At 69.3% G+C, this 12,884-nt stretch carries 8 protein-coding genes; 3 read left to right on the forward strand and 5 right to left on the reverse strand.

Annotated elements, in window-relative coordinates; genetic code table 11:
• Positions 1–49: 49 nt before the first annotated feature.
• A complete protein-coding gene (locus IPV08_RS13305) occupies positions 50–2,602 on the reverse strand; it encodes an ABC transporter ATP-binding protein (RefSeq protein WP_207412214.1) in 2,553 nt (850 codons plus the stop codon).
• Between the two features lie 289 nt (positions 2,603–2,891).
• Between IPV08_RS13305 and IPV08_RS13310 the strand changes: the two genes are divergently transcribed.
• Together IPV08_RS13310 and IPV08_RS13315 are read left to right on the forward strand one after the other, a co-directional pair.
• Entirely contained in the window at positions 2,892–6,524 is a 3,633-nt protein-coding gene (locus IPV08_RS13310; RefSeq protein ID WP_348646120.1) for an autotransporter domain-containing protein, read from the forward strand.
• 272 nt (positions 6,525–6,796) lie between these two features.
• On the forward strand, positions 6,797–7,654 hold the full coding sequence (locus IPV08_RS13315) for a class II glutamine amidotransferase (protein WP_056422280.1): 858 nt from the start codon (positions 6,797–6,799) through the stop codon (positions 7,652–7,654).
• On the opposite strand, the gene IPV08_RS13320 is transcribed toward IPV08_RS13315, so the two are convergent.
• Together IPV08_RS13320 and IPV08_RS13325 are read right to left on the reverse strand one after the other, a co-directional pair.
• Positions 7,627–8,310, reverse strand: a complete 684-nt coding sequence (locus IPV08_RS13320) for a TenA family protein (RefSeq protein WP_207412215.1) — start codon at positions 8,308–8,310, stop codon at positions 7,627–7,629. The genes IPV08_RS13315 and IPV08_RS13320 overlap by 28 nt on opposite strands.
• Positions 8,307–9,194: an aldose 1-epimerase family protein gene (locus IPV08_RS13325; RefSeq protein ID WP_207412216.1), complete on the reverse strand. Its 888-nt coding sequence runs from the start codon at positions 9,192–9,194 to the stop codon at positions 8,307–8,309. Before IPV08_RS13325 ends, IPV08_RS13320 begins: the two co-directional genes overlap by 4 nt.
• 248 nt (positions 9,195–9,442) lie before the next feature.
• Here IPV08_RS13325 and IPV08_RS13330 point away from each other — a divergent pair, with 248 nt between their 5' ends.
• Positions 9,443–11,143, forward strand: coding sequence for an HWE histidine kinase domain-containing protein (locus IPV08_RS13330; protein WP_207412217.1), 1,701 nt, complete (start codon positions 9,443–9,445; stop codon positions 11,141–11,143).
• Positions 11,144–11,341: 198 nt separating this feature from the next.
• Here the strand turns inward: IPV08_RS13330 and IPV08_RS13335 are convergent, their stop codons facing one another.
• Both IPV08_RS13335 and IPV08_RS13340 read right to left on the reverse strand, forming a co-directional pair.
• Positions 11,342–12,370 carry an aliphatic amidase gene (locus tag IPV08_RS13335; protein ID WP_207412218.1) on the reverse strand — a complete coding sequence of 343 codons (1,029 nt, stop codon included), beginning with the start codon at positions 12,368–12,370 and terminating at the stop codon, positions 11,342–11,344.
• Positions 12,371–12,444: 74 nt separating this feature from the next.
• Complete coding sequence (locus IPV08_RS13340) at positions 12,445–12,762, reverse strand: zinc ribbon domain-containing protein (protein ID WP_018041701.1); 318 nt, start codon at positions 12,760–12,762, stop codon at positions 12,445–12,447.
• Positions 12,763–12,884: the final 122 nt, after the last annotated feature.

Consider the following 12,884-nt stretch of genomic DNA (forward strand, 5'->3'; position numbering starts at 1 on the left):
CAATGTCGGACGGGCCACCGGCGACGAGGAGGGGCGTGTCACGGCCCCGTCAGGCGGCCATCACCGTGTTGCGCTCCACATGCAGCACCGCGCCGAAGGGATCGTTCGCGTCGAGCGTATCGGTACTCGGCAGGCAGACGATGAGGCCGCGGCCGGCTCGCGCCGCGCGCAGGCTGGCGAGGCGCGTCCTGATCTCGGCGGCCTTGCCGTCGTCCAGCGCGATGGCGACGACCACGATGTCCGGTTTGCGCACGAGGCAGCGGGCGAGGTCGATGCCGATGCGCTCGCGCGAGCCGATGGCGTTCTCCCCGAGGCTCGCCCCGCCGCCGCCCATGCCCGGCTCCACGCGGCTGGCGAGGCCGAGCCGGTAGACGGTTGATTCGAGGCCCTGCTGCACGAGGACCCGGCGCACCAGGGCTCGCACGCGCGGCTCCGCCCCGGCCTCCTCGCCGTTGATGCGGCCGAACAGGAGGTTCTCCTCCAGGCTGGCGGCCGGGTTCAGCCGGTCGGGATCGTAGAATTCCACCGCCGAGCGCAGGTTCTGAGGCAGAAGCCGCGCGAAAGAGTGGCGTGCGGCGACGATCCGGTCCTCGAAGGCGGCGTCGATGAGGCCGAACCGGTGCCGGGTCTCGCTGTAGCGAAGCGCCAATCCGATCAGGCGCTTGCGGTCGCGCTGGCCCGCCGGGCCCCGGCGCCAGCCCTTCGCCTCCGGCTGACGGCTGACGAGATCTTCGAAGAACCCGCGCTCGGCCGCGGGAAACAGCGAGAACGCGTCGAAGAGCGGGTGGTCGTCCGGAAGGTCCGCGAAGATCTCGATGGTGCTGCGCGCCACCTGCAGCCCGATCTCGGTGAATGGCCGGGTCAGGTCCTCGGCCTCGAGCACGGCGCGCAGGTAGGGATGGGCCGCGATATGGCTGCCGGAGAAGGCCGGTCCCACGGCCTCGCCGAACAGGATGTTCTCGCCCACCGTCGCCTGATGGTTGTAGCGGGCGGGATCGAACGGCTCCACCAGCCGCGCCGCCTTGTCCTCAGCCAGGGCCTCGCGCACGGCGTGGCGGGCGGAGACGATGGAATCGGCGATGCCGGGCTCGGCGTTCGGGTCCACCGTTCCTTCGAGGCCGCGCGCATAGACGAAGGTGTCGAGCCCGGTCAGGTGCAGCACCTCGATGAGGTCCGCCTCGGACGGCTTTTCCTGCCGCGCGGCGCCGTAGAGGATGTTCTGTTCCAGCGTGCCTTCGATCAGGATCGCCTCGGCGCCGGCCAGCGCGATGTGGCTGGCGCGCTCGGCCGGGTCGAGGCTGCGCAGGTCGATCCCGTCATAGGTCACCGCGCCCGCGGTGGGTTCGAGCTGTCCGGCCAGCAGGGCGGCCAGTGCCCGCGCGCCGCTGCCGCGCTCGCCCACGATGGCGAGGTGGGAGGGCATCGCCACGGTGACGTCGACGCCGGCGAGGCGTTCGCCGCTGGCGGGATCGTAGACGCCGACGCCGGACGCGGCGAGTTTCCCTCCCTTCGGCAGAGCGGCGAAGGCGCCGGGCCTGTTGCCGCCGCGCCCTTCGAGGGACACGAGCGTCGCCGCCAGATCCCGGAAGACCGGCGCCACGGCCTCATGGATCGAGCGCAGGCGTAGCGTCACCGCCAGGGCCAGAACGGCGAGGGCGAAGCCGCCGCCGGCCGCCACCAGGGCACCGGGCTCCACCGGCATCGTCGTGCCGTCGTGCCCGCGCCAGAGCGCCACCGCCACGACGATGGCAGGCAGCAGGATGACGAGTGCCGTGGACGGCGCGCGCGCATAGGCGAGGCGCGATTCCGATGCCGCCAACGCGTCGCGGGTGCTGGCCCCCTTGGCGGCGAGGCGGCTGCGCTCGAAGGCCGCCGCGCCGTGAGCGCGTACCGCCGGCATCCGCCGGATGAGATCGGCGAGGGCCCGCCCCGCCGCCCCCCCGGCCCGTAGACGCAAAGCCGCGCGATCGTGCACACGCCGCTGGATCAGGGCGCGGGCGAGCCCGGATGCCAGGAGGCCGACGGCCACGGTGGGCATCAGGCGCGGGGCGGCCAGCGCGGCGAGAATCAGGGCGAGGATCCCGCTGCCGATCGCCAGCGCCGGCACCAGGACCGCCAGTCCGAACAGGGTGTCGAGGCGGCCCAGCATGTCGGCCAGGATCTGCGCCAGGGCGCGCGCCTCGTCGCGGGCGCTCGGCGGCGCGCGCAGGATCGCCTCGGTGACCCGACCATGCAGGGCCGCCACCGTGCGCGCCTGCGCCTGGAAGCAGAGGCGCGCCACCGCCCAGCCGAGGCCGGCCGAGGCCAGGGCCGCCGCCGCCAGGCCGAGGAAGGCCGCGCGCACGAGATCGGCCGTGGGCAGGGCCCAGCCGGCAAAGGCGACGAACGGCTCCGCGTCGCCCGTCCGCCACGGCAGCGTCGCGGTGATTCGCAGGAACCGGCCCGCCGTTTCGGTATCGTGGACCTGGACGCCCACGAGGTCGCGCATGCACAGCAGCGCGAGAAACGCGAGTGGGCCCCCGAGACCGAGCGCGAGCCCGACCGCGGCGACATGCTCGCTCCGCGCGGTCCGCCAGGTGAAGGCGATCGGATCCCGGTCCATCGGCACTCTGTGCAAATCGCCCCGGGAAACCGAGGCTCGCTGAGCGGCTTAGAGGATCGGGCGCGGCGGCGAAAGCGCTGGCGCGCACCTCGGCGGGCGATGCCGCCATTCTCCCAGCGCCGTTCTTCAGCCTTCGTCCATCGCGCCGGGAACGGCCATCCGGCGCTACACGCGCGCCACGAATGCCCTGCCGTGTTCGCGCCAGGCGATTTTCGTCACGGCATCGTCTTACGGCCAAGCTAGCACCGCGCCGCCAACAGGCTGCTGCTTTTTTCCGTGCGAGGCTTCCGTGTCCACACCACTCAAGACCGCCCTGCTTGCCGCGACGTGCCTCCTGCCGGTCGGTGCGCAGGCGCAGCAGATTCCGACCTCGCCGGGCATCGGCTTCACGAACAGCACCTCGGTCGTCCCCGGGACGGTCATTCCGCGCGTCCTCGACAGCTACATCGGCCTGATGACGTCCAATCCCGCCGTCATGATCCAGAACTACCAGACGGTGGTCGGGATGACGCAGGCCCGGAATGCGGACCAGACCCTGGCGGCGATCCACGACGACCGCACCGTACAGGCCTACAGCATCCTGAACGGGCTCGGCCCCCTCACCTCCGCCTACCTCACCGGGGCCGGGGCCTCGTTCACCGGCACCCGGCCGACGAGCCTCACGCCGACCACCTATGCGACGACGACGCTGGCCGACTACGCGGCCAACCTCAGCACCGGCGCGAGCGCGAGCGGAGGCGCGACGAGCTTCGGCGACGGGACGGCGACACCCCTCGCGGCGGCGGTCAGCTTCATCGACAACACGGTCCGGGCCAATGCTTCGACGGAACCGTCGAAGCGGGTCTTCGGGCGCTACCAGGGCCCCAATCCGGCCATCGACCCCCTGGCGCCCCGCTTCAACGATTACAACGCCATCACGAACAAGGCGGGCCTGACCACCGCGGACACGGCGAACTTCGTCGTGCCCGGCTACCTCTCCAATTTCCCCGTTCCAGCGGTCTACGGAACGACCGAGCGCTGGGTGAAGGGCTTCACAGTCACCCAGGAGATGATCGATGCCAATGGCGGACGACCGCTGACGGCTCCCAATGTCGGCTCCTTCGGCTCCACCGGCGCCTTCAACCCGACGACGTTCGGGGTCGGCGAGTACGTTCCGGGAATCGGGACCTCGCCCCGTCCGTTCCGCGTCAGCACGGCGGTCGACGTGCCGACGCTGCTCAACCCCCGCACCAACACCACGAATGCCTACGCGGATGGTGGCTATCCGAGCGGCCACACCAATTCGGGCTATCTCCAGAGCCTCGGTGTCGGCTTCCTCGTCCCGCAGCGGATGCAGGAACTCCTGACCCGTGCCTCCGAGCTCGGTAACAACCGCATTCTGACCGGCATGCACTCGCCCCTCGACGTGATGGGCGGCCGCATGCAGTCGACGGCGATCGCCGCCACCAACATCTACGCCGCCCTCTACGACGCGGCCGGCAACCGGATCGACTGGACCAACCCGGCCAATGCCGGCGCCTACGCCGTGTATCAGGCCTACCAGCAGACCCAATCCTACCTGGCCGCGAGCTGCGGGGCGGGGACCGTGGCGGGGTGCCTCGCCGCAGGCGCGGCCTCCGGAGCGGCCGATTCCTTCGGCAACGCCGCGCAGAACAAGGCGGATTACACCGCCCGGATGACCTACGGCTTCCAGCCGACCGGACCCAGCACGCCCCTGACGGCCGCCGAGGTGCCGGTCCAGGCGCAGGTTCTGCTCCTCACCCGCTTCCCCTATCTCAGCGACGCCCAGCGGCGGGAGGTGCTGGCGACGACGGGCCTGTCCTCGGGCTACCCGCTGCTCGACGGCAACACCTATGACGGCTGGGGCCGCCTGAATCTCGTAGCGGCGGCGGACGGCTACGGCGCCTTCAACGGCGCCGTCACGGTGACGATGGACGCCGCCAAGGGCGGGTACGACGCCAGCGACACCTGGCGGAACGATATCGGCGGAACCGGCTCCCTGACGAAGGCCGGCACCGGCACGCTCACCCTCACCGGCACGAACACCTATTCGGGCGGCACCACGATCGCGGGCGGCACCCTCGTCGCCTCCGCCGCCAGCCTCGGCTCGGGTGCCATCACCGACAATGCCAGCCTGATCCTCGACCAGTCCACCGACGGAACGCTGGCGAATTCCATCGCCGGCACCGGCATCCTGACCAAGGCCGGATCCGGTACTCTCAACCTCACCGGCACCAGCACGTTCAGCGGCCTCACGGGCGTCGCGCAGGGGCGTCTGGACGTGAACGGCAGCCTCGCGCATTCCGTGGTGACGGTGGGCGCGGGCGCCGCCATCGGCGGCACCGGCACGGTGGGCGGGCTCGTGGCCCGGTCCGGCGCGGCGGTGGCGCCGGGCAATTCCATCGGCACCCTCAACGTGGCCGGCAATGCCAGCTTCGCGCCCGGTTCCACCTTGCAGGTCGAAGCCAATGCCGCCGGCCAGTCCGACCGCGTCGCGGCGACCGGCACCGCCACCCTCGACGGCGGCACCGTCCAGGTGCTGGCCGGTGCGGGCCGCTACGACCCGCGCACGAGCTACACCGTCCTGACCGCCGCCCGCGGCGTCACGGGGCAGTTCGCCGGCGTCACCTCCAACTTCGCCTTCCTCACCCCGACCCTCCGCTACAGCGCGGGCGCGGTCGACCTGACGCTGACCCGCAACGACATCGCCTTCTCCACCATCGCCCAGACCCGCAATCAGGCCGGCGTCGCCGACGCCATCCAGGCGGGCGGCGCGGGCTCCGCCCTCTACGGGCGCACCGTCGGACTGACCACGCCCGAGGCGCGCGCCGCCTTCGGCGCGCTCACCGGCGACATCCACGCCAGTGCCGCGAGCGCCCAGTTCGAGACCGCCTTCTTCGTGCGCGAGGCCATCCTCGACCGCCTGCGCTGGGGCGCGGCGGAGGTCGCCGATTACGGCAGCCTGCCGGCCACTTACACGGCCGACCTGCCGGGTCGGTCCGCTCCGGTGGCGCCCGTGCCCGTGCGGGTTCTCGACCCGCGCGTGTTCGGGCTCTGGGGACAGGGTTTCGGCAGCTTCGGCCAGGCCCGGAGCGACGGCAACGCCGCCGGGCTCTCGCGCCAGACCTCCGGCTTCGTGCTCGGTGCGGATCTCCGTCTGGAGACCGGCTTCCGCCTCGGCGTGGCCGGTGGCTACACCGCGACCAGCCTCGACAGCGCAGGGCGCCTCTCATCGGGCACGATCGAAAGCGGCTTCGGCGGCGTCTATGGCGGCTTCGAGCGGGGGGCCTTCGCGCTACGCCTCGGTGCGGTCTATGCCGACCAGTCGAGCCGCATGAGCCGGGTCGTGAGCTTCGCCGGGTTCTCCGACAACGACACGGCCCGCTACGGCGGCTCGACCGTGCAGGGCTTCGGCGAGGTGGGCTACCGCTTCTTCCTGGGCGCTGCCCAGCCCGTCCTGGTCGCCAAGGGCGGGGCGGCTCCGGCCCCGGTCCAGCCGACCTATATCGAGCCCTTCCTGGGCGGGGCCTACGTGTCGATCGGGCGCGACCGCTTCACCGAAGCGGGTGGGCTCGCGGCGCTGACGAGCGCGGCGCAGACCACCGAGGTGGCGACCTCGACGTTGGGCCTGCGCGGCCAGACCAGCTTCGATCTCGGGTCCGGTGCGCCGGTCTCGCTGAACGGGTTGGTTGGCTATCGCCGGGCCTATGGCGACGTGGTGCCGAAAGCCCTCCTGAGCTTCGGCACGGGGCCGAGCTTCCTCACCACGGGCACGCCGATCGGCCGGGACGCCCTGGTGGCACAAGCCGGGCTCGACGTGCGGGTGGCGCGCGGCACCACGCTCGGTGTGTCCTATACGGGCCAGGTGGGCGAGCGGGCGCAGGACCATGCCGTGAAGGGCAACTTCACCTATCGGTTCTGAACCTTACGGCGGACATTGCGCCGCCGGACCGCGCGGGTCCGGCGGCGTTTACATCCCAGGAGGAAATGGCCTCCGAAGGTCGTGCGCTTTCTCGGTGCCGACCAAGGCTTTCTGCGCGAGGAAGGCTGTTTGCGTGAAGCGGAGCGTTTCGGAAGGATTACCGGCTCCCGCGGGTGGGAAAATCCTCTAGAGTGGGTAGCTTGGCGGTCTCCCCAAGGACTCCGTCCTCCGCAAGCCCACCCGTTCCTCCCACGCGAAGTCCCCGAACCTCCATGTGCGAATTGCTCGGCATGAGCGCGAACGTGCCCACCGACATCCGTTTCTCCTTCGCGGGCCTCGCCCGGCGCGGCGGGGAGACCGGGCCTCACGCCGACGGATGGGGCATCACCTTCTACGAGGGGCGGGGCGCGCGCGCCTTCCACGAGCCCGAGCCGAGCGCGCGCTCGGTCCTCGCCAAGCTGCTGCGCGACTACGCGATCAAGAGCCGGATCGTGATCGCGCATGTGCGCAAGGCCAATCGCGGGCGGGTCGGGCTCGAGAACACCCATCCGTTCAGCCGCGAGCTCTGGGGCCGGCGCTGGACCTTTGCCCATAACGGCCAACTCAAGGGCGTGAAGAAGTGGCCGCTGACCTGGTTCAAGCCGGTGGGCTCCACCGACAGCGAATACGCGTTCTGCTGGATGCTCGACCGGCTGCAAACCCGCTATCCGAGCCTGCCGAGCCCGGCGCGGCTCGACAATGCCGTCGCTGAACTCTGCGCCGAGCTGCACGGGCTCGGCGTGTTCAACATGCTGCTCAGCGACAGCCGGACGCTCTATGCCCATTGCGGCAAGCGCCTGTGCTACCTCACCCGCTGCGCGCCCTTCGGCACCGCGACCCTCATCGACGAGGATTGGCACGTGGATTTCGCGCAGGAGACGCGGACCGACGACGTGGTGACCGTCATCGCCACCAAGGCGCTCACCCGCGACGAGTGCTGGACCGATGTGGAGCGCGGCCACATGCTCTCCCTGCGCGACGGCATCGTCCGCATCGTCAAGCCGGGAGTGCCGAAGCCGGTGCGAATTCCTCCGCCTTGTTCCGGGGTCGGGCGTCCCGACGGTCAGACTGGCCAGGCCGCCTCGCGGTAAGCGCTGTCCCAGAACATCCATTCGAGCTGCGTCGCGCGGGAGAAAGCGCGGTGCATCCGTTCACGCAGCGAGGCCGAGACCCCGAGCGCCGCGGAATCGGTGGTCGCGATCATCTCGGCGACGGCGGTGCCGAATTCCTCGCCCGCGTAGGTGTCGATCCAGGCGGCGTAGGGATTGCCGGTGCCTGCCCGTGACAGGATGTCGGTGCCGATCTCGGCGTAGATCCAGAAGCACGGGAGCAGGGCGCCGAGCAGGACCTCGTAGGGCTCGGCATAGGCCGTGGCGAGGAGATACGAGACATAATGGTCGCAGGCCGGCGAGAGCGGCGTCGCCGCGAAGGTCTCGGCCGTGATGCCGTAATCCCGGAAGAAGCCGCCATGGAGGGAGCGCTCGACCACGATCGCCGTCTCGGCGGCCTTGGCGAACTGCACGATACCCTCGGGCTCCGGCGACTTCGCCGCCGCCAGGGCCAGCGCCCGGCCGAAGCCGATGAGGTAATGCGCGTCCTGCAGGATGTAGTGGCGAAAGCGAGCCTCGCCGAGGGTGCCGGCGGCGAGCTCGGCATTGAACGGCATCGTCCGGATGGCCTCGTAGGCCGTCTCGTTGCGCGCCCAGGCTTCGGCCGAGAAGCCGTTCTCGTCGACGGGGCGGATCATGAGCGGGGACCTTCCAGGGTAAGGCTGACCCCGTGGCGGACGCGCTGGCCGGGGGCGATGAGGCGCTGTGAATCCCGGCGGGTCAGGTCGTCGTCGAACCCGGCCCAATCGGCATGGCCAGTCCAGCATTCCAGGGACAGGAACGGCGCCATGGGCTTCGTCCAGATGGCGAGATGCGGGAAATCCGAGACATCCATGCGGATGGCGCTGCCGTCGGGCGCGGTGAAGCGCATCCGTGCGCTCGCCGCATCGCGCAGGACGATGGCCTCGGCGAATAGGTCGGGATCGAGGGGCAGGATGCGGCCTTCGAGGGGGAACGGACGCTCCTGGCGCAGGAGCAGGCCGCCATCCCCCACCTCCGGCGCCAGCGCCCGTTCGGGGTGCTCGAACTCCACCGCGTAGCTACCACCCGCCTTGCGCTCCCCGCCGGCGAAGGGCCAAGGGAAGGCCGGATGGAAGCCCAGGGCGTAGGGCAGGTTCGTCCCACCGGTATTCTCGATCCAGATCTCGAAATCGAGATGGGCCGGGCCGACCCGCGTGGTGATGTCGAGCTGGAACGGATAGGGGTAACGGGCGCGCGTCGCCTCGCTCTCGATGAGGCGCAACGTGACGCTGTCGTCGCTCTGCGAGACGATCGTGAAGGGCAGGTCACGGGCAAAGCCGTGCTGGCCCATCGGATAGGCCGTGCCATCCACCCGGACCACGCCGCCGGACGAGGCGCCGACCACCGGGAAGAGCCAGGGCGCATGCCGGTTCCAATGCGCCGGATCGCCGTTCCAGAGATACTCCCGCCCACCCACCTGCCAGGAGACGGGCTCGGCACCGGACGCCGCGACCACCGCCACGGTGCCGTCTCCGGCCTTGAGAGTGATGCGGTCGCTCATGTGGTCTTCCTCGGTGCTGTCACGCTCGGGGCTTTCACGCTGACGCGGTTGTGGCCGCAGGCGGAGCGCCGGTCCAGCCTCGACAGGGACGATTAAGCGTTCACCGTCACGGAGAAATCCCGGCGCCGCGCCAAATTGCCCATACGGCTGGTCCGCCAAGTCAGGCATACAGTATTATGGCCAAGCTGATTCGGTCGGCCGCACCGGGTCCGTCTGGCTGAAACGTTCCCCATGGCCGACCTCCCGTCATGACGCTCACATCCCGTATCGTCGCGCTGGTCGTGCTCGCCCTCGTCCCTGCCATCGCGGTCCAGAGCTTCAACGAGCACGCGCTGCGCAGCGCCCGCGAGGATGCCGTGACGGCCTCGGCAATGCGCAACGCCCGCGCGGTGGCGGAAGACCTCACCCAGTTCGCCAGCGGCATGCGCCAGCTCCTCGATATCCTCGCGGAGGCTCCGTTCATCCGCGACCAGGAAGCGGCGGGGTGCACCAGCTTCCTGCGCTCCATCATCCGAAAGCTTTCCGGTGCCACGATCCTCATCGTGGCGGATGCGAAGGGGCAGCTCGTCTGCAACAGCCTGGGAATGGAGCAGGGCGCCTATTCCATCGCGGACCGGACCTATTTCCAGAAAGCGATGCAGTCGGGCGTGCCGGTGATCGGGGAATATGTGGTCGGTCGCGGCAGCCGGGTTCCCACCATCCAGTTCGCCTATCCGATCCGGGATTCCAGCGACAGGTCCTCCGGCCTGCTCATCTTCGGCTTCGATCCCGCCTGGCTGGGCGAGCGGCTGGCCCATGCCGGGCTGCCCAAGGACGCCGCCGTGACGGTGACCGACCGCAGCGGCACCATCATCGTCCAGAATCCCGATCTCGGCTCCTGGGTCGGTCAGACGATGCCGGCCGCCTTCGCGTCCGGTCTGGACAGGGCCAGCACCCTCGGAAGCGCCGTCGAGATGCCCGGTCTCAATGGAATCCGCCGCATCACCAGCGTGGTCCGTCCCGATGGCGCCCTCGACGGGATGACCGTCGCCGTGGGCCTCGCCCGCGATACCGCCTTCGCCGATATCGATGCGGCGACGCGGCGCGGCGTGATCCTGATCTTCCTCGGGACGCTCGTCGCCATCGTGGCGGCCTTGATCGGCGGCCGCGTCTTCATCCGCAAGCCGGTGCGGCGGCTGTTGAAGGCGTCCCGCGCCTGGCGTTCCGGCCAGCTCTTCGCCCGGTCGGGCCTGACGGGCCGCTCCGAATTCGGCCAGCTCGGCCAGGCTTTCGACGCCATGGCCGCCACGCTCGAGCAGCACGAGGACGGTCTGCGAGCCGAACTCGAACGCACGCGCAGCCTGCAGGAGCAGCAGGTGACGATGATGCACGAGCTGAATCACCGGGTGAAGAACACCCTCGCCACGGTCCAGTCCCTCGCCCGGCAATCGCGCGGCGGCGAGGAGCAGGCGGCGCAGTTCGAGGGCCGCATCCTCGCTCTGTCGAAGACCCACGATCTCCTGACCCGCGACGACTGGACCGGCGCGCCGCTCCGCGCCGTGCTCGAGAACGAGCTCAGCCCCTACCGCAGTTCGGCGGACCATATGGAACTCGTCGGCCCCGATATCGACCTGCCGCCGCGCTACGTACTGGCCTTGGGGATGACCGCCCACGAACTCACCACCAACGCGGCGAAATACGGTGCCTTGTCAGGTAGCCAGGGCCGCCTGTCGGTGATCTGGCGCGTCACCGAGGATGGCATGGGTGGGCGGCGGCTGGAAATCGAGTGGCGGGAACGCGGCGGCCCGGCCGTGGCGCAGCCGAAGCGCCGCGGCTTCGGCACCCGGCTCATCACCGGCGGCATCGCCCGCGAACTCGCGGGCTCGGTCGAGCTCGATTTCCAAGCCGAAGGCCTGCGCTGCCGGATCGACGTTCCGATCGAGACCGCGCCGACCGTCCGCTTCCACTGATCTGCCTAAACCAAGTCTCGATCAGCGCGACGCATGGATCGGGCTCACCGAGACCTGGTTTAGAGGCTGCTCGATCGAATTTCTCGGCGGACGCTCATGCCCGAGTCGATCATCGGTCAAAGTCGATCATTCCAGCGGACCACCTCAGGATGAGGTAAAGCCTTGGACAACCACCGCAAACAGGCTTTTCGCAAAATCCTACTTGGCGGCGTTGGGGATGCCTTCGATCGAGCATTCCGGCGTGCCGAGATCGGGGCGGGTGATGGCGCGGACCGCCTCGCGGGTGCCGGCTGGGTCCTCGATCCAGCGACGATAGAAGTCGTAGGGACAATCGGCCTTGCCGGGCTCGTTTTCTTTCGAGTTGATCATGCCCGTATAGCCACGGTGCAGCAGTTTGAAGAGATGGTTCTCCGACTGCATGTTGGCGCGGGCATCGCGGATGAGGAACTTCGACAGGGCGGCATATTGAACGCCCATTTCCTCGGTACCGCATTCGCCGAGCGTCCGGCCGTCGAAGCCGATGATCGCCGAATGGCCGAAATAGCTATAGACGCCGTCGAAGCCGGCCGCATTGGCCACGGCCACATAGGTGTTATTGGCGAAAGCCATCGCTTTCGACATCAGGATCTGCTGCTCCTTGGCCGGATACATGTAGCCCTGGCAGCGGATGATGAGCTCGGCGCCCCGCATGGCGCAGTCGCGCCAGATCTCGGGGTAATTGCCATCGTCGCAGATGATGAGGCTGATCTTGAGGCCCTTCGGCCCGTCCGAGACATAGGTGCAATCGCCCGGATACCAGCCCTCGATCGGGGTCCAGGGCATGATCTTGCGGTATTTCTGCACGATCTCACCCTGGTCGTTCATCAGGATGAGGGTGTTGTAGGGCGCCTTGTTCGGATGCTCCTCGTGGCGCTCGCCGGTGAGCGAGAACACGCCCCAGACACCCGCCTTCCGGCAGGCCTCGGCGAAGATCGCGGTCTCCTCCCCGGGCACGGCGGAGGCGGTCTCGTACATCTCCTTGCCGTCATACATGATCCCGTGAGTCGAGTATTCGGGGAAGATCACGAGATCCATGCCGGGCAGGCCGGACTTCATGCCCACCACCATGTCGGCGATCTTCCGCGCGTTCTCCAGGACTTCGGCCTTCGTATGGAGACGCGGCATCTTATAGTTGACGACCGCGACGCCGACGCTGTCGTTGCTGGAGGAAATGTCGCCATGCATCATCGGTGGGGTTCTCCTGGATTCGGGAGTGCAATGCGCCGTTTCCCTCCCCGCAGAGGGGGAGGGTGTGGCAGCTTTCAGTGGCTGATCATCCACGGCCGCGCGTTGGGGAAGCTTTTGGCGGCCGCCGGCTGCTTGGTTTTCGAGGCCCCCGAGCAACAGCCGCAGCCGGCCCCGTGCCCCGATGATTTGCGGGGCGCGTGGGCGCTCCGCTCGTTGACCGCATGCGCCTTGCGCCGCCCCGCATCCATGGAGGCGAGGTTGGGTGCGGTGAGGAAGGCGCGGCCGCAGGACGAGCCGCAATCGGGGCAGTCATGCGGGTCCTTGAACTGCGCCATCGGGCGCAGCACCGTGAAGGGCCCGCAGGCGTCGCAGGCATAATCGTAGACGGGCATGGGGGCCTCTCGAAGGATCGACAATGGGCGACGCGACGGGGAAAACGTACTTCCCCCTAAAGGGCCTTCGGTCTCATGCATCGCATGCGTCGCGCGCCTTCCCTCCCCCTTGTGGGGAGGGA

The sequence above is a fragment of the Methylobacterium sp. SD274 genome (assembly GCF_017355285.1).
GTDB lineage: Bacteria > Pseudomonadota > Alphaproteobacteria > Rhizobiales > Beijerinckiaceae > Methylobacterium.